Origin of the sequence: Thalassobaculum sp. (genome assembly GCF_965223715.1) — a bacterium.
Classification (GTDB): Bacteria; Pseudomonadota; Alphaproteobacteria; order Thalassobaculales; family Thalassobaculaceae; genus Thalassobaculum.
Genome location: NZ_OZ245012.1, coordinates 60,723 through 77,751, shown reverse-complemented (window position 1 = coordinate 77,751; position 17,029 = coordinate 60,723). Strand labels below are relative to the sequence as shown.

General features: G+C 68.0%; 17 protein-coding genes and 1 tRNA gene. 11 read left to right on the top strand and 7 right to left on the bottom strand.

Features of this window, described 5'->3' with window-relative positions; genetic code table 11:
* Positions 1–33: 33 nt before the first annotated feature.
* The gene (locus tag ACOQOP_RS00355; RefSeq protein WP_420566559.1) at positions 34–795 is read right to left on the bottom strand and encodes an SDR family NAD(P)-dependent oxidoreductase; all 762 of its coding nucleotides are present in this window, start codon (positions 793–795) and stop codon (positions 34–36) included.
* Positions 796–886: 91 nt separating this feature from the next.
* On the opposite strand from ACOQOP_RS00355, the gene ACOQOP_RS00350 reads away from it, so the two are divergent.
* Positions 887–1,339: a DUF3429 domain-containing protein gene (locus tag ACOQOP_RS00350; RefSeq protein WP_420564326.1), complete on the top strand. Its 453-nt coding sequence runs from the start codon at positions 887–889 to the stop codon at positions 1,337–1,339.
* 152 nt (positions 1,340–1,491) lie between these two features.
* Here the strand turns inward: ACOQOP_RS00350 and ACOQOP_RS00345 are convergent, their stop codons facing one another.
* The 3 genes from ACOQOP_RS00345 to ACOQOP_RS00335 are packed head-to-tail and all read right to left on the bottom strand — an operon-like array spanning position 1,492 to position 5,105.
* Complete coding sequence (locus tag ACOQOP_RS00345) at positions 1,492–2,451, bottom strand: D-2-hydroxyacid dehydrogenase (RefSeq protein WP_420564325.1); 960 nt, start codon at positions 2,449–2,451, stop codon at positions 1,492–1,494.
* On the bottom strand, positions 2,441–4,249 hold the full coding sequence (locus tag ACOQOP_RS00340; protein ID WP_420564324.1) for an adenylate/guanylate cyclase domain-containing protein: 1,809 nt from the start codon (positions 4,247–4,249) through the stop codon (positions 2,441–2,443). Before ACOQOP_RS00340 ends, ACOQOP_RS00345 begins: the two co-directional genes overlap by 11 nt.
* 10 nt (positions 4,250–4,259) lie before the next feature.
* The gene (locus ACOQOP_RS00335; protein WP_420564323.1) at positions 4,260–5,105 is read right to left on the bottom strand and encodes a ferritin-like domain-containing protein; all 846 of its coding nucleotides are present in this window, start codon (positions 5,103–5,105) and stop codon (positions 4,260–4,262) included.
* 105 nt (positions 5,106–5,210) lie between these two features.
* On the opposite strand from ACOQOP_RS00335, the gene ACOQOP_RS00330 reads away from it, so the two are divergent.
* On the top strand, positions 5,211–6,614 hold the full coding sequence (locus tag ACOQOP_RS00330) for a M20/M25/M40 family metallo-hydrolase (protein ID WP_420564322.1): 1,404 nt from the start codon (positions 5,211–5,213) through the stop codon (positions 6,612–6,614).
* A 194-nt stretch (positions 6,615–6,808) separates the two neighbouring features.
* Here ACOQOP_RS00330 and ACOQOP_RS00325 read toward each other — a convergent pair whose 3' ends face one another.
* Entirely contained in the window at positions 6,809–7,261 is a 453-nt protein-coding gene (locus ACOQOP_RS00325; RefSeq protein ID WP_420564321.1) for a tRNA (cytidine(34)-2'-O)-methyltransferase, read from the bottom strand.
* 189 nt (positions 7,262–7,450) lie between these two features.
* On the opposite strand from ACOQOP_RS00325, the gene petA reads away from it, so the two are divergent.
* The 5 genes from petA (at position 7,451) to ACOQOP_RS00300 (ending at position 11,459) form a co-directional block, all read left to right on the top strand.
* A complete protein-coding gene (petA, locus tag ACOQOP_RS00320) occupies positions 7,451–7,981 on the top strand; it encodes a ubiquinol-cytochrome c reductase iron-sulfur subunit (RefSeq protein WP_420564320.1) in 531 nt (176 codons plus the stop codon).
* 16 nt (positions 7,982–7,997) lie between these two features.
* Positions 7,998–9,251, top strand: coding sequence for a cytochrome b (locus tag ACOQOP_RS00315; RefSeq protein WP_420564319.1), 1,254 nt, complete (start codon positions 7,998–8,000; stop codon positions 9,249–9,251).
* A complete protein-coding gene (locus ACOQOP_RS00310) occupies positions 9,251–10,033 on the top strand; it encodes a cytochrome c1 (protein WP_420564318.1) in 783 nt (260 codons plus the stop codon). The genes ACOQOP_RS00315 and ACOQOP_RS00310 overlap by 1 nt, the downstream gene beginning before the upstream one ends.
* A 109-nt stretch (positions 10,034–10,142) precedes the next feature.
* Entirely contained in the window at positions 10,143–11,030 is an 888-nt protein-coding gene (locus ACOQOP_RS00305; RefSeq protein ID WP_420564317.1) for an S-methyl-5'-thioadenosine phosphorylase, read from the top strand.
* Between the two features lie 6 nt (positions 11,031–11,036).
* Complete coding sequence (locus ACOQOP_RS00300) at positions 11,037–11,459, top strand: tetratricopeptide repeat protein (RefSeq protein ID WP_420564316.1); 423 nt, start codon at positions 11,037–11,039, stop codon at positions 11,457–11,459.
* A gap of 203 nt (positions 11,460–11,662) precedes the next feature.
* Here ACOQOP_RS00300 and ACOQOP_RS00295 read toward each other — a convergent pair.
* Positions 11,663–11,738: transfer RNA gene (locus ACOQOP_RS00295), tRNA-Ala, on the bottom strand.
* 89 nt (positions 11,739–11,827) lie between these two features.
* Positions 11,828–12,259: a TIGR02300 family protein gene (locus ACOQOP_RS00290; RefSeq protein ID WP_420564315.1), complete on the bottom strand. Its 432-nt coding sequence runs from the start codon at positions 12,257–12,259 to the stop codon at positions 11,828–11,830.
* Between the two features lie 347 nt (positions 12,260–12,606).
* On the opposite strand from ACOQOP_RS00290, the gene aroA reads away from it, so the two are divergent.
* The 4 genes from aroA to ihfB all read left to right on the top strand — a co-directional run bounded on the left by aroA (position 12,607) and on the right by ihfB (position 17,008).
* Positions 12,607–13,935, top strand: coding sequence for a 3-phosphoshikimate 1-carboxyvinyltransferase (gene aroA / locus ACOQOP_RS00285; RefSeq protein ID WP_420564314.1), 1,329 nt, complete (start codon positions 12,607–12,609; stop codon positions 13,933–13,935).
* Positions 13,932–14,558, top strand: coding sequence for a (d)CMP kinase (gene cmk, locus ACOQOP_RS00280; RefSeq protein WP_420564313.1), 627 nt, complete (start codon positions 13,932–13,934; stop codon positions 14,556–14,558). Before aroA ends, cmk begins: the two co-directional genes overlap by 4 nt.
* 242 nt (positions 14,559–14,800) lie before the next feature.
* Positions 14,801–16,504, top strand: a complete 1,704-nt coding sequence (gene rpsA / locus ACOQOP_RS00275) for a 30S ribosomal protein S1 (RefSeq protein ID WP_420564312.1) — start codon at positions 14,801–14,803, stop codon at positions 16,502–16,504.
* A gap of 222 nt (positions 16,505–16,726) precedes the next feature.
* Positions 16,727–17,008, top strand: coding sequence for an integration host factor subunit beta (ihfB, locus tag ACOQOP_RS00270; RefSeq protein ID WP_420564311.1), 282 nt, complete (start codon positions 16,727–16,729; stop codon positions 17,006–17,008).
* Positions 17,009–17,029: the final 21 nt, after the last annotated feature.

Below are 17,029 nucleotides of genomic sequence, written 5' to 3'. Positions count from 1 at the left end.
TGCGTCAGGACGACGAGGAGGAGTGCGGCTGGCCTACTTCGCCCCCATCCGGATCGCGCCATCCAGCCGGATCGTCTCGCCGTTGAGCATCGGGTTGTCGACGATGCTCTCCACCAGCCGGGCGAACTCCTCCGGCTTGCCGAGGCGCGACGGGAACGGGATCTGGGCGGCGAGGCTGTCCTGCACCTCCTGCGGCATGCCGAGCACCATGGGCGTGCCGAAGATCCCCGGCGCGATGGCGCAGACCCGGATGCCGGTGCGGGCAAACTCGCGGGCCGCCACCAGGGTCAGGGAATGCACCCCGCCCTTGGACGCCGCATAGGCCGACTGGCCGATCTGGCCCTCGAAGGCGGCGACGCTGGCGGTCGACACGATGACCCCGCGCTGGCCGTCGCCGTCCGGCTCGTTGCCGCCCATGGCCGCGGCGGCGAGGCGGATCAGGTTGAAGCTGCCGACCAGGTTGACGTCGATCACCTTCTTGAAATCGGCCAGATCCATCGGCCCGTCGCGGCCGACGATTCGCTTGGCGGGCGCGATGCCGGCGCAGTTCACCAGCACGGAAGGCGCGCCATGGGCCTCGCCCGCTTGGGCGACGGCGGCTTCCGCCGAGGCCGCGTCTGCCACATCGCAGGAGATCGCCAGCCCGCCGATCTCGTCCGCCAACGCCTTGGCCGCGTCGAGGTTCACGTCGAGCAACGCAACCCTGGCCCCGCGGGCCGCCAGCGCCCGTGCGGTCGCCGCCCCCAGGCCGCTGCCGCCGCCCGTCACCAACGCGCCCTTGCCCTTGAGATCCATCGTCATGCTCCCGTCGCGGTCTATCTGTTCTCGCGGCCCCGGTGATATCAGATCGCCCCGGCTTACACGAGATACGGAGACCGAGACGCCCATGGCGACCCTGACCGACATCCCGCTTCCCGCCCGCTTCCTCGGATTCGCCGGTCTGCTGCCGTTCGTCGGCGGTGCCGTCGGGGTGTGGGTGCTGGAGACGCCCTGGGACTGGGTGGTGCTGAACGCGCAGGTCTATTACGGCTGCGTCATCCTGTCCTTCCTGGGGGCGGTGCATTGGGGTCGGGCGCTGGGCAGCGGGCTTCAGGGCGAGTCCCTGTGGCGGCCACTGGCCTGGAGCGTGACGCCGAGCCTGCTCGCCTGGGTCGCCGCCTTCGCCAAGCCGGACCTGGCGATCGTGCTGCTGATCGGCGGGTTGATGGCGGCCTATATGGTCGACCGCTCGGCCACGGTGCAGGGGTGGTTCCCGGCCTGGTACGGGGTGCTGCGGAAGTATCTGTCGGCCCTGGCGATCGCGAGCCTTGGAGCGAGTTTGCTGAAGGTCCTGGGGTAACGCTCATTGATCTCCTGTCTCCCTGGCCTCGCGCCGGGGCCTAGGAGAAGGGGGTGCTGGAGCGTCGGCGATCGTTCTCGAACGCTCCAGCACGCGTCACCCTCGGTCCCGGCGCAAGGCCGGGAAGACGACTTGGGGAGAAGACGCCCCCCTCAATACCCCCGCTCGCGGTCGACCTGGTGCAGAAGCGGCTCGCCCTTCAGGTAGCGGCCCGTGTTCTCCACCACCAGGTCGGCGACGATGGCGTCGCGGTCCGGGTGCAGGCCGCCCACATGCGGCCACACGCTGATCCCCGGTGTCGTCCAGAACGGATCGTCGCCCGGCAGCGGCTCCTTGCGGAACACGTCGAGCACCGCGCCGGCGAGGTGGCCGCCCGTCACCGCCGCGATCAGGTCGGCATCGACCACCGTCGCGCCTCGGCCGAAGTTCAGAAACCAGGCCCCCGGCTTCATCGCCGCGAAGCGCTCGGCATTCATGAAATCGACGGTCTCCGGCGTCACCGGCAGCAGGTTCAGTACGAAATCGGCCTCCGCCAGCATCCGGTCGGTGTCCTGGGGCGCGTAGACCGTATCCACATGCGCCACCTCGCCCGGCGACCGGCGCACCCCGACCACCCGCAGCTCCAGGGCTGCCGCCTTGCGAGCCAGTTCGGCGCCGATGGTGCCGAGGCCCAGGATGCCCAGGGTCTGGCCGGCCAGCGGCGTGGCGACCCGGCGGGTCCAGGTCGCGCTCTGCTGATCGATGGCGGCGGCCGCGATCGGCTTGGTCGCATGGAACAAGGCCGCCAGGATGTTCTCCGGCATCTGCACCCCGTGCACGCCCTTGGCCGCCGTCAGCAGCAGGCCGTCAGACAGGTCCGGGCGCGACAGCCAGGCCTCCACCCCGGCCGTGGTGGTCTGCACCCAGCGCAGCTTCGGCATCTCGGCCAGCAGGCCGGCCGGCGCGCCCCAGGCCAGCATCATCTCGGCTTCCGCCTTTTGGGCGGCGCTCGGCGCGTCGGCCCGGTCGATCCCCTCCAGCCGCAGCCGGTCGCCCAGTCCCGCGGACGCCAACGCCTCCACATAGATCGGCGCGCCATCGGTCCACAGCAGCATCAGCGGCTTATCCGCCATCGTCTTCCTCTTTCGGTCTCTGGTCTTGGGTCAGCCGGACGACCTCGACCGGCTCGCTCAGGCCCCGGACCCGCGCCTGCTCGCGGCGACCCGCCGTCACCAGCGGGGCAACGGACGGATCGGCGGCCAGTCGGCCGCTCACGACCACCTCGCCGCCGACGGCGAGCCCCTGGATCCGGGCGGCCAGATTGACCATCGAGCCGAAATAGTCCAGCCGGTCGTTCAGCGTGACAGCAATGCTCGGACCGGCATGAACGCCGATCTTGATGGAGATCGCCTCGCCGCCATGCTCCCGGTTGAACGCCGCCGTCCCCTCCTGCACCGCCAGGGCGGCGCGCACCGCGTCGGCCGGATCGGCGAAGGCGGCCATCACCGCGTCGCCGATCGTCTTCACGATGGCGCCGCGATGGCCGCGCACGATCCGGCCGAGATAGGCGAAATGCTCGCGCACCAGGTGATAGGCGCTGGCGTCGCCGATCCGCTCATACAGGGCGGTGGAGCCCTTCAGGTCGGTGAACATCAGGGCGATCTGGGCGATGGAGACCTGGTCGCCAGGATGCAGGACCGCGTTGGAGAACAGGTCGCGGAAGGTCTGCAGGGTGGTGACCTGATGGGCGGTCAGCGCATCCGCCACCCAGGCGCGGGACTCCACCACCAGAGTGCGCCGCTCTGTGCCCAGGTTCCGCAGGGTCACCGTTCCCGGTTCGGACGGATTGCCCGGCGCGACCTCTGTCCCGGTCACGACCAGCGAAGGGACGGCGCCCGCGATCTCCACGTCGCACTGCCCGCCGGTCTCCAGGGTACGGTAGCGGTAGCTGCCGGGGGCAAGGTCCGCCGGGACCGTCCGGCTCTCGCCCGGATCGAGCGCCACCTGCAGGATCACATGCGGCATCGACATCGGCCCGAACAGACAGAACTCGCCGTCCTGAACCGGCCGCACGGCGGGGGCGGGCTGGAAGCTCAGTTCCACGTTCCGGGAGAAGTCGCGGTCGTAGCTGATGTTGCAGGAGTCGCAATGGGCGGAGTCCGGCACCTGGTCGAGGGAGGCGGCGGAGAGCTGTGCCCCCCGGCAGCGCGGGCAAAGCAGATCCCAGCGCGATTCGAGCAGCCCGCCGCGCACCGACTCCAGGCAGAGTTCCGTCACCGCCAGGTCGTCCTGCTCCCATTCCCGGGCGAGCCGGCGCGGGCGGATGCGGATCAGGTCGGTCTCCTGCGCCTCCAGGATGTAGTCGGCCAGCCGCCGGGCAAGGCCGTGGCCGTTCGGGTTCGCGTCGATATCGGCGACGATCCGGTCCAGCCGCGCCGCGCGGGCCCCGTCCAGCCGAATCCGCCGGGCCTTGAACACCCGCTCGCTGGCGCCGGCGGCGAACCGGCGCACATCCTCGATGAGCCCGTCGAACTTCTTCTTCGTATCGGCGAAGAACCGGGTGGCCAGCAGCAGCCGGCCGAGCAGATTGGCCGGCTCCACGTCCATCCGGTAGATGCAGCGGCATCCGCTGGGTGTCGGCTCGAACTCGGCAACGGCGGTCAGCACGGCGAAGGGGCCGCGGGAGAACCGCCGTTCGTGGCGGAACCAGCGGTCCGTGACCCATTCGACCGGGATCTCCTCCCATGCCAGGGCCACCGGCCCGACCGACGCCTCGGCAAAGAAGCGCACGGTGCCGTCGGGCTGCTCCTCCTGCCGGACCTGATGCTTCGGCAGGCCGGCGGCCTCGTTGAAGCGGCCGGTATCGGCGAGCAGCGGCCAGATCACCGAGGCCGGGTGATCGAACTCCCACACCAGGGTGAGGCTCTTCATGTCCGGGTCCTCATTCGGCGGCCTGGTCGCGGCAGTGACGTTGGCTGGCAAGGTACTCCTCGCCGAGCGGGCCGTAGAAGGCGGCGTCGAAACCCGCCGCCTCGCGCGACGGGATGTTGAAGGGCGGCTTCACCCCGCCGCGGAAGCGGGCGCGCACGATCGCCTGCCAGGTCGAGACCGGCTCCAGGTCCCGCGCGGCGCAGAGATGGTCGAACCACCGCTTGCCGACGGCCACATGGCCGATCTCGTCGTCATGGATGATCTGCAGGATATCGGCCGACGGGTCGTCGCCGACCTCGCGCAGCTTGGCGATCATCGGCGGGGTGACGTCGAGCCCGCGCGCCTCCAGCACCAGCGGCACCACCGCCTGGCGGGCCAGCGGGTCGTCCGCCGTCTCCACCGCCGCCTGCCACAGCCCGTCATGGGCCGGCAGGGCACCGTAGCGCGAGCCCAGGTCCTCCAGCCGGTCGGCGATCAGCAGGAAATGCTTGGATTCCTCGTCCCCCACCCGCACCCAGTCGTCCACATAGGCGCGCGGGAAGCCGGCCTCCGGGAACCGCACCACCGCGTCCCAGGCGAGGTCGATGGCGTTCAGCTCGATATGGGCCAGCGCGTGCAGCAAGGCGACCCGGCCCCGTTTCTCCGCGGTGATTTTGCGCTTCTTCACCCGCCGGGGTGGGAGCAGCGGCGGCTCCTCCGGCCGGCCCGGGCGGTCCGGCGGAGCGACGGAATAGGCCAGCGGCAGCGCGCCCGACCGCCACGCCGCCGCGGCACGGCGTCCGGTTTCCGCCTTGGCCCGGGCATCGGCGGTTGAGAGGACCGCGACGGCGGCCTGGCTGATATCGGTGACGCTCATGATATAGTCATGTAGCGCGACTGCGTATTCCGTGCACCCGCCGCGACGCCTATGCTCTCGGCCAAGGCCCTTCAGGGGCGTGATCCAATCCAGAGGTGAGTGCTTATGACTACGCGTGAAGCGGCGATCGACGCGGTGCGGAACTATTTCGACACGGGCGGCTTCCGCGCCGAACTGACCGAGCGGGTGGGCGTTCAGACATCGAGCCGCGAGGAGGAGCATCGGGCCGATCTGATGGACTATCTGGACCGGCTGATGCGCCAGCGCTTCGAGGCGATGGGCTTCACCGTCGAGATCCATCCGAACACGCTGCTCGACCGGGCGCCCTTCCTGGTCGCCAAGCGCGTGGAGGACCCGAGCCTGCCGACCCTGTTCTGCTACGGCCATGGCGACACCGTCCCGGGCGAGGAAGGCCGCTGGGCCGACGACCGCAACCCGTGGCGGCTCGACGTCGCCCAGACGGCGTCCGGCGAGCGCTGGTACGGCCGCGGCACCGCCGACAACAAGGGCCAGCACGCCATCAACATGGAGGCGATGCGCCATGTCATCGAGACCAGGGGCAAGCTCGGCTACAACGTCACCTTCCTGATCGAGATGGCCGAGGAGATGGGGTCGCCGGGCCTCGCCGAATTCTGCCGCGACAACAAGGAGATGCTGGCCGCCGACCTGCTGATCGCCTCGGACGGCCCGCGCTTCTCGACCGACGGGCCGGACATCAAGCTCGGCACCCGCGGCGGGCTGAACATCCGCTTCCGCCTGGAATACCGCGAGGGCGGGCACCATTCCGGCAACTGGGGCGGCCTGCTGGCCAACCCGGCGATCGTGCTGATGCACGCCCTGACCAGCATCGTCGGCCGCGAGGGCAAGATCCTGCTGCCCGAGTTGAAGCCGGCGCAGATCAAGAACTCGGTGCGCGACGCGCTGGGCCACGTGAAGGTCGAGTCCGGTCCGGACGATCCCGAGATCGACCCGTGGTGGGGCGAGCCGGGGCTGACCCTGGCGGAGAAGGTGTTCGGCTGGAACACCTTCGAGGTGCTGTCCTTCATCACCGGCGATCCGGAGAAGCCGCAGAACGCCGTGCCGCCCTTCGCCGAGGCGATCTGCCAGATCCGCTTCGTGGTCGACACCGACCCGGACGTCTTCCTGCCGACGATCCGCGCGCATCTGGAGGCCAACGGTTACGGCGACATCACGGTGGAGCCGGCCCGCATGTCGATGCTGCGCGCCTCGCGGCTCGACCCGGACCATCCGGCGGTGCCCTGGGCGGTGGCGTCGATGGAGAAGACCACCGGCAAGAAGGTCACGGTGATCCCCAATGCCGGCGGCTCGCTGCCGAACGACATCTTCCTGAACGGCATCGGCATGCCGACCATCTGGGTGCCGCACAGCTACACCGGCTGCTCCCAGCACGCCCCGAACGAGCACGTGCTTCCCGGCCTGATGCGCGAGGGGCTGGAAATGATGACCGGCCTGTTCTGGGACCTGGGCGAGGGTTTCCCGGGGAAATGACGTAACGCTGAATGATCGGGACCCGAGCGCCGGGTCCCGATCCCCTCGTTCTCTTCTCCTCACTTCCCGGCCTTGTGCCGGGACCCACGGTAGGGCGACACGGGCGTTCGGAGGCTTCCTCGAAGGTCCAGGCAATCGCTGGCGTGGGCCCCGGCACAGGGCCGGGGAGTGTTTGAAGGCGAGTGTGTGTTCTCCTACCCCGGCCAGCCGCCGGTCTGGCGCAGCCCCTCCGCCAGCAAAATTCCAGCGCTCACCGCCACGTTCAGGGAGCGCGCGCCCGCCACCATCGGCACCTTCACCGCCAGGTCGGCCGCCGCGTGCACCTCCTCCGGCACGCCGGCACTCTCGCGGCCGAGGATCAGATGATCCCCCGGCTCGAACCGCGCCTCGGGCAGCGATACCGCGCCCTTCGTCGTCGCCAGCACCAGCCGCCCCGGGTCCCGCGCGGCCAGGAACGCCTCCCAGGAGCTGTGCAGGCGGACGGCGGCGAATTCCAGGTAATCCATGCCGGCCCGGCGAATCCGCGCCTCCGACCACACGAAGCCGCAGGGCTCGATCACGTCCACCCCAACACCGGTGCAGGCGGCGAGGCGCAAGATCGTTCCGGCGTTCTGGGGGATGTCCGGCTGGTATAAGACGAGGCGCATAGCCGCATCTAAACGCCTCGCGATGCTTTGCAAAAGGCAGATTGCTGCGCTATACGCATGCCGGATCGGGGCGGAGGTATTTGCGACAGCGGGTCGCGTTGCTTTCCCGCGCCATAGGTAAATAGTACCTGACGATCCGGCACGCGGGCCGGAAACCCGTCGAGCGCCACATAAGACGAGTGGAGAACCATGGCCGAAACCCACGAAGGCGACTCCCGCCGCGACTTCCTGATTATCACGACCACCGCCGTAGGCGCGGTGGGCGCGGCTTGCGTCGCCTGGCCGTTCATCGATCAGATGAACCCGGCCGCTGATACCCTGGCGCTCGCCAGCATCGAATTCGACGTGTCGACGGTCGCGGAAGGCCAGTCGGTCACCCTGACCTGGCGCGGCAAGCCCGTGTTCGTGCGGCATCGCACGCCGGCCGAGATCGAGGAGGCCCGCGAGGTTCCCCTCGACGACCTGCGCGATCCGCAGACCGACGCCGAGCGCGCCGAGAAGCCCGAGTACCTGGTGATGGTCGGCGTCTGCACGCACCTCGGTTGCGTGCCGCTGGGCCAGAGCGTATCCGATCCGAAGGGCGATTTCGGCGGCTGGTTCTGTCCGTGCCACGGCTCGCACTACGACACGTCGGGCCGCATTCGCCGGGGCCCGGCGCCTCTGAACCTCGCCGTGCCGGAATATCAGTACATTTCCGACACCGTCATCCGTATCGGTTAAGAGGGAGCGCCGGAGCATGGCTGCGAATTTCTCGAATCCGGTGGTGCGGTGGATCGACCACCGCCTCCCCGTCTTCACCTTCATGCACCACGAGCTGCATGAGTACCCCACCCCGAAGAACCTGAGCTACTGGTGGAACTTCGGGTCGCTGGCCGGTATCGCCCTGGTGATCATGATCGTCACCGGCATCACGCTCGCGATGCACTACACGCCGCATGTGGACTACGCCTTCGCCAGCGTCGAGCGCATCATGCGCGACGTGAACTACGGCTGGCTGATCCGCTACATCCACATGAACGGCGCCAGCTTCTTCTTCATCGTCGTCTACATCCACATCTTCCGGGGCCTGTATTTCGGCTCCTACAAGGCGCCGCGCGAGATCCTGTGGATGCTCGGCGTGGTCATCCTGCTGCTGATGATGGCGACGGCGTTCATGGGATACGTGCTGCCGTGGGGCCAGATGAGCTTCTGGGGCGCCACCGTGATCACCAACCTGTTCTCGGCCATCCCGCTGGTCGGCGAGTCGATCGTCACCTGGCTGTGGGGCGGCTTCTCGGTCGATAACGCGACCCTGAACCGGTTCTTTTCGCTGCACTTCCTGCTGCCGTTCGTCATCGTCGGCGTGGTCGTGCTGCACATCGTGGCGCTGCACCGCTTCGGGTCGAACAACCCGCTCGGCATCGACGTGAAGGGCCCGAAGGATCAGATCCCGTTCCACCCGTACTACACGATCAAGGACGCGTTCGGTCTGGGTGTGTTCCTGATCTTCTTCTCGGCCTTCATCTTCTTCGCGCCGAACTTCCTGGGTCATCCGGACAACTACATCCCGGCCAACCCGCTGGTGACGCCGGCACATATCGTGCCTGAGTGGTACTTCCTGCCGTTCTACGCGATCCTGCGCGCGGTGCCGGACAAGCTCGGCGGCGTTCTGCTGATGTTCGGTGCCATCGCGGTGCTGTTCATCCTGCCGTGGCTCGACCGCTCGCCGGTGCGCAGCGGCCAGTTCCGCCCGATCTTCAAGATCTTCTTCTGGGTCCTGGTGATCGACGTGGTGGCCCTGACCTGGCTCGGCGCCAAGCCGGCGGAGGGCATCTACGTGGTCCTCTCGCGGATCGCCACCGCCTACTACTTCATCCACTTCCTGATCCTTCTGCCGGTGCTGAGCATCTTCGAGACGCCCAAGCCGCTGCCGAAATCGATCAGCGAGCCGGTGCTTGGCGCCGGGGGCGGTTTCGCTGGAGCCACCGCCGCACCGAGGGAGAAAGTCTGATGATCGCGCGTCTCACCACCACCATCGCGGCCGTCGCGATCGCGGCCGGCGCCTGGTCCTTCGCCCTCTCCACCCCGGCCTCGGCCGCGGGTGAGGCGATCGAGTTGCCGCAGCACGACTGGTCGTTCAGCGGTCCGTTCGGCACCTACGACCGGGCTGCTCTGCAGCGTGGCTTCCAGGTGTACAAGAACGTGTGCTCCGGCTGTCACGCCCTCAGCTACGTGGCGTATCGCAACCTTGAGGACCTCGGCTACAACGAGGACGAGATCAAGGCGATCGCCGCCGAGGCCACCGTGATGGACGGCCCGAACGACGACGGCGAGATGTTCGAGCGTCCGGGCATCCCGGCCGACCGGTTCGCCTCGCCGTTCCCGAACGAGAAGGCGGCCCGCGCGGCCAATGGCGGCGCCTATCCGCCGGACCTGTCGCTGATCGTCAAGGCCCGCCCGGACGGCGCCAACTATGTGCGCGCCCTGCTGATCGGCTATACCGAGCCGCCGGCGGACTTCAACCTGATGCCCGGGATGAACTACAACGCCTACTTCCCGGGTCACCAGATCGCCATGGCGCAGCCGCTCTACGGCGACGACGTCACTTACGAGGACGGCACGCCGAGCACGATCGAGCAGGAGGCCGAGGACCTGACCACCTTCCTCGCCTGGGCGTCTGAGCCGGAGATGGAGGAGCGCAAACGGGCGGGTGTCATGACCCTGCTGTTCCTGCTGATCTTCACCGGCCTGCTCTACGCCACGAAGCGCAAGATCTGGGCCGACGTCCACTAAGCGTCGACCCCTGCACAAAGATTGCAAAGGCCGCGGCTCGTCCGCGGCCTTTCGCGTTCCGGGCCCGGCGCGCTATACCTGTGGGACAGACATTCGGAACGGGACGGACATGAGCAGTCAAACACGCAAGGCCCTGGTCGCGGTCATCGGCGGCAGCGGCGTCTACAGCATCGACGGCCTTGAGAATGCCCGCTGGCAGACGGTGACCTCCTCCTTCGGCGAGCCGTCGGACCAGCTCCTGTTCGGCGAGCTGGCGGGCCAGCCGCTCGTCTTCCTGCCCCGTCACGGCCGCGGCCACCGCTACAGCCCGACCACGATCAACTACCGCGCCAATATCGACGCCCTGAAGCGGGCCGGCGTGACCGACATCATCTCGGTCTCCGCCGTCGGCTCGCTGAAGGAGGAATACGCGCCGGGCCATTTCGTGCTGATCGACCAGTTCATCGACCGCACCTTCGCCCGCGAGAAGACGTTCTACGGCACCGGCTGCGTCGCCCATGTCTCCATGGCCCATCCGGTCTCCACCCGCCTGCTGGACGCCCTGGAGGCCTCCTGCCGGGAGCTGGGGCTGCCCTACAGCCGCGGCGGCACCTATGTGACCATGGAGGGCCCGCAGTTCTCCACCCAGGCCGAGTCGTTCCTGTACCGGTCCTGGGGTGCGGACGTGATCGGCATGACCAACATGCCCGAAGCGAAGCTCGCCCGCGAGGCCGAGATCCCCTACGCCACCGTCGCCATGGTCACCGACTACGACTGCTGGCACCCGGACCACGACCACGTGACGGTCGAGGCGGTGGTGAAGGTGCTGACCGCCAATGCGGAGAACGCCCGCTCCCTGGTTAAGACGGTGGCGCCGAAGATCTACGACCGGCCGATGGTCGATGCCCAGGGCGGCGACAACGCCCTGGAATTCGCGCTGATCACCCATCCCGAGGCCCGCGACCCAGAGATGGTCGCCAAGCTGGACGCGGTCGCCGGACGCGTGCTGAAGGGCTGACCGGTCATGGCGGGACGCGGCGACGGAATCGGACGGCTGGAGGGGCTCTACAACCGTGTCACCGCCTCCACGCCGGACGACGCGCGCACGCTGAACGTCAAATCGGTGATGGCGCTGGACAACGACCGTCCGAACGAGGCCGCCGAGCTGATCGGCCGCGCCCTGGTGATCGAGCCGGCGGAGTATGCCTACCTCTTCCATCTGGCCAAGGTCTGCGCGAAGGCCGGATGGTGGAGCCACAGCGTCGACGCCCTGCGCCGGGCGATCTATGTCGACCCGGTGAACCCGGAGGCCTGGTACGGCCTGGGCCGCGCCTTCGAGGAGTTGGACAGCATCGGCGACGCCGAAGTCTGCTGGCGCCAGTGCCTCGCCCTCGACCCCAAGCATATCGGCGCCCGCGAGGCGCTCGTGGCCCACGCAAGGCGGTAGGGGCGGCCCGCTCTCCACGTCCCTTCATTACCGTCATCCCGGACGGGCCCGGATTTGATCCGGGACCGGGCCGGGACCGTGCGCTAGGCGGCTGGGTCCCGGCCGACCTCCGGGTCAGGCCCGGAGCTCGCCGGGATGACGGCGTTGGAGATTTGCAAGCCGGAAACGGATCGGGGCCCCTTGGTTTCCCAAGGGGCCCCGGTTGGTGGAGCCAAGGAGGATCGAACTCCTGACCTCTACAATGCCATTGTAGCGCTCTCCCAGCTGAGCTATGGCCCCGTCTCTCGCGGGCGGCTCTGGGGGCCGCCGGAGGCCGCTTATCTATCCCCTCGGTTCTCGAAGATCAAGAGCTTAGCGGCATAAAAAGTTCATTTCGTTTCGTCGTCGTCTTCGTCCTCGTCGAGCGGCATCTCGTCGTCGTCATCGTCGTCCGGCAGCAGCTCGTCATCGTCGTCGTCATCGTCCGCCAGCGGGTCGATCGGGCGCTTGCTGGTGCTGCCCTCGCTGTCGTCCTCATCCTCGTCGTCGACAGGGACATCGTCGTCGAGAAGGTCTTCGTCCTCCTCTTCCTCGAGGTCCTCGTCGTCCTCCGTCTCCTGATCCTCCGCCTCTTCGTCCACCGGACGCTTCTTCGGCTTGTCGTCGGCCGGCAGGGCACGGCTGCGGCGGCTCTTCAGAACCGCTTCGGGATCGTACGGCGTGTCGCAGGCCGGACAGACGATCGGCAGACGCTCCAGGTCATAGTACCGAGCGCCGCAGGACTGACAGACCCGCTTGATTCCCCATTCAGGCTTCGCCAAGGTCGACTCCGCGTCGCTGAGAAAATGAACATACCTTTACGGTGTGGCGCGGGAATATCCACGATAGCCAAACCATGTCAAAGGCAAATTTGCCGTCCCGGGACCGGGCCGCCGCAAATGCGCCGCGCCTACGGCCCGAGAAACTCACCTCAGGGATATCCTGAAACACCGTCCCACTGTTCATTTAATGCATAACCGCCGTCCTGTGCACCCCACCGGCCCCGCCGCCTGGATTTTGCAGGGACCGGCCGCTTCCCCTGCCGCCACGGCTCGCGGGAGACGGGAGGGCATGATATGACCGCCCGCAGTTCAACCGACCCGACCAACCGCCCGCCGGAGACCCTTCCATGCCGCAGCCGCTGATCTCGTCGCGCGCCCGTCCGCTGACCGGGACCCTGCGCATTCCCGGCGACAAGTCGATCTCCCACCGGTCCCTGATTCTCGGCGGCCTGTCGGTCGGCGAGACCACCATCGAGGGACTGCTGGAGGGCGAGGACGTGCTGGCCACCGCGGCGGCCATGCGGGCCTTCGGCGCCACCGTCGAGCATCTGGGTCCGGGGAGCTGGCGGGTGGTCGGCCGCGGCGTCGGCGGACTGGACGAGCCGGCCGACGTGATCGACTGCGGCAATGCCGGCACCGGCATGCGGCTGCTGATGGGGACCGCGGCGGGCCAGCCGATCACCACCTTCTTCACCGGCGACGGCTCCCTGCGCCGCCGGCCGATGGGGCGGGTCGGCGCGCCGCTGGCGCAGATGGGGGTGAAGATCGTCTCCCGCGAGGGCGGCAAGCCGCCGCTGGCCGTGACCGGGCCGGAAACCCTGATGCCGATCACCTATACCCTGCCGGTCGCCTCGGCCCAGGTGAAGTCGGCGATCCTGCTGGCCGGCCTTGCCGCCCCGGGCGAGACCACGGTGATCGAGCCGAAACGGACCCGCGACCACACGGAGACCATGCTGCGCCATTTCGGCGCCGAGGTCCGGGTCGAGGACACCGACGAGGGCCGCCGCATCACCGTGGTCGGCGAGCCGGAACTGACCGGGCGTCCGGTGATCGTGCCGGCCGACCCCTCCTCCGCCGCCTTCCCCGCCGTGGCCGCCCTGCTGGTGGAGGGCTCCGAACTCGTCCTGCCGGGCGTGGGCACCAACCCGCTGCGCTTCGGCCTGTTCGAGACGCTGCTGGAGATGGGCGCCGACATCGAGCTGACCAACAAGCGCACGGAAGCCGGCGAGCCGGTGGCCGATCTGGTCGTGCGCCACTCCCGCCTGAAAGGGATCGAGGTGCCGGCCGAGCGCGCGCCGTCGATGATCGACGAATACCCGATCCTCGCCGTCGCCGCCGCCCATGCCGAGGGCACCACCATCATGCGCGGCCTGGACGAGCTGCGGGTCAAGGAGAGCGACCGGCTGACCGCCACCGCCAACGGCCTTGCCGCCTGCGGCGCCCGGGTGGAGGTGGACGGCGACGACCTGACGGTGCACGGCGCCGGCAACGGCATGGCCGGCGGGGCGACCATCCCGGTCGATCTCGACCACCGCATCGCCATGGCCTTCCTGGTGGCAGGCATGGCCTCGGCCGACGCGGTCGCCATCGACGACGAAGCGGCGATCGCCACGTCCTTCCCCGGCTTCAAGGAGCTGATGAACGGCGCCGGTGCCGCGATCGGGACCGGGGCATGATCGTCGCCATCGACGGTCCGGCCGGCGCGGGCAAGGGCACCCTGTCCAAGGCGCTGGCCGCGCACCTGAACTATCCTCATCTCGACACCGGAGCCTTGTACCGGGCGACGGCGTTGGCGGTCCTGCGGGCCGGCGGCGATCCGGAGGATCCGGTCGCGGCGGAGACCGCAGCCCGCTCGCTCGACACCGCCATCCTGGACAGTCCGGACCTGCGCTCGGCCGAGGTCGGGGCCGCCTCCTCCAAGGTCGCGGCGATCCCCGCCGTGCGGGCCGCCCTGCTCGATTTTCAGCGGGATTTCGCCCACCGTCCGCCGGGTGCGGTGCTGGACGGCCGGGACGTCGGAACCGTCGTGGTGCCGGAGGCGGAGGTGAAACTGTTCGTCACCGCCTCGGCGGCGGTACGGGCCGGCCGCCGTCATCAGGAGTTGCTAGACCGGGGCGAGGTCAGTATATATGCGCGCGTTCTCGCCGATATTGAGGCGCGGGACGCACGCGATGCGGGTCGAGCCGACGCTCCGATGCGCAAAGCCGACGACGCGGTCGAGATCGATACCTCGGATCTGTCGCCATCGGACGTCTTCCAGCGTGCGCTCGCCGTGATCGAGGCGTCAGGACCGAAGTAAATCGCCGGCGGCTTCCAGGAGAGGCGACCGGCACAGTGTCAACCAACCCGGCGGCCGCGGAATTCGGTCGATGCCCGACACAGGAGAGTCGGGCCGCCCGCGAAGGATCGGGCACACGATCTTCCCGACGGCTGATACAGCCGATTTGAAGATCCGATCCAGACATCGCAAGCCGCCGCTAACCGGACATGCCGCCCGACCCTTCGGGCCGTGATCCGTCTACGTGTTTCTGAGGAGAACTAATGGCTGAAGCCGCTTACGCCGACGAATTCGAATCCATGCTGGAGGAGTCGTTCGGCCAGGTCACCTCGATCGAAGGCAGTGTCGTCAAGGGCATCGTCGTCGAGGTGGAGAACGACCACGCACTGATCGATGTCGGCCTCAAGTCCGAGGGCCGCGTCGCGCTGAAGGAATTTGCCGCCCCGGGCCAGAAGGCCGAGCTGAAGCCGGGCGACGAGGTCGAGGTCTACGTCGAGCGCCTCGAGGACCGCAACGGCGAGGCGATGCTGAGCCGCGACAAGGCCCGCCGCGAAGAGGCCTGGGCCGCGCTGGAGCGGGCGTTCAACGACAACGAGCGGGTCACCGGCGTGATCTTCTCGCGCGTCAAGGGCGGCTTCACCGTCGACCTGTCGGGCGCGGTGGCGTTCCTGCCGGGCTCCCAGGTGGACATCCGTCCGGTGCGCGACATCGGTCCGCTCATGGGCACCCCGCAGCCGTTCCAGATCCTCAAGATGGACCGCCGCCGCGGCAACATTGTCGTTTCCCGCCGCGCCGTTCTCGAAGAGAGCCGTGCGGAGGCCCGCAGCGAGCTGGTCGCCTCGCTCAAGGAGGGCATGGTCCTTCAGGGCGTGGTCAAGAACATCACCGACTACGGTGCGTTCGTTGACCTGGGCGGCGTCGACGGCCTGCTGCACGTCACCGACATCGCGTGGCGCCGCATCAACCACCCGACCGAGGCCCTGCAGATCGGCCAGACCGTGAAGGTCCAGGTGATCCGCTTCAACCCGGAAACCCAGCGTATCTCCCTCGGCATGAAGCAGCTCGAGGCGGATCCGTGGGAAGGCGTGGAGCTGCGCTACCCGGTCGGCACGAAGTTCACCGGTCGCGTCACCAACATCACCGACTACGGCGCCTTCGTGGAGCTGCAGCCGGGGATCGAGGGCCTGGTCCACGTCTCCGAGATGAGCTGGACCAAGAAGAACGTCCATCCGGGCAAGATCGTCTCCACCTCCCAGGAGGTCGAGGTGATGATCCTGGACGTCGATCCGAACAAGCGCCGCATCTCGCTTGGCCTCAAGCAGTGCCTGGGCAACCCGTGGGAGGACTTCGTCGAGAAGTACCCGGCGGGCACCGAGCTCGAGGGCGAGGTCAAGAACATCACCGAGTTCGGCCTGTTCATCGGCCTGCCCGGCGAGATCGACGGCATGGTGCACCTCTCCGACATCGACTGGGACACCCCGGGCGAAGAGGCGATCCAGACCTACAAAAAGGGCGACATGGTCAAGGCCAAGGTCCTGGACGTCGACGTCGAGAAGGAGCGCATCTCGCTTGGTATCAAGCAGCTGACCACCGATCCGTTCGAGGCCGGTTCGGCCGGCGTCCGCAAGGGCGCGGTCGTGACCTGCACGGTGACCCAGATCACCGATGGCGGCATCGAGGTCAGCGTCGGCGAGGGCATGACCGGCTTCATCCGCAAGGCCGAGCTGTCGCGTGACCGTTCCGAGCAGCGCCCCGAGCGTTTCGCCGTGGACGAGAAGGTCGACGCCAAGGTCACCAACATCGACAACAAGACCCGCAAGCTGACCCTCTCCATCAAGGCCCGTGAGGTCGAGGAGGAGAAGAAGGCGATGCAGGAATACGGTTCGTCCGATAGCGGTGCCAGCCTGGGTGACATCCTGGGTGCGGCGCTCAAGCAGCGCGAAGAAGCGGCGAAGGGCGACGAATAAGGTCGCTCGCCTCTAAAAACGTATAAAATTGAGGCCGTCCGCGCCGCGGGCGGCCTCTCTTTTTGGGCGCGTTCTGACTGAGTAGGCGAAAATGGTTCTATTTGAGATACTTAGACTTGACGGTCCCGGGAGGCACTGGCACATTTTCGATGGGGCGGAAAGGTGCGCCGACTTGGTACGTACCGGCCGCTCCGCGATTTGACCTCGCGGAGGCTCGGAATCATGACCAAGTCCGAATTGATTGCGCGCCTTGCGGAAGCGAATCCGCATATCTTTCAGCGGGACATCGAGCGGATCGTCTCGACGGTGTTCGAAGAGATCGCCGAGGCCCTGGCGCGGGGCGATCGGGTCGAGTTGCGCGGTTTCGGCGCCTTCTCCGTCAAGCAGCGCGAAGCCCGGGTGGGGCGCAATCCTCGCACCGGCGAGTCGGTGAAGGTGGACAGCAAATCGGTCCCGTTCTTCAAGACCGGCAAGCTGCTGCGCGAGAAGCTGAACACCGACTGACGCATTTTGGGCCCGGATCCG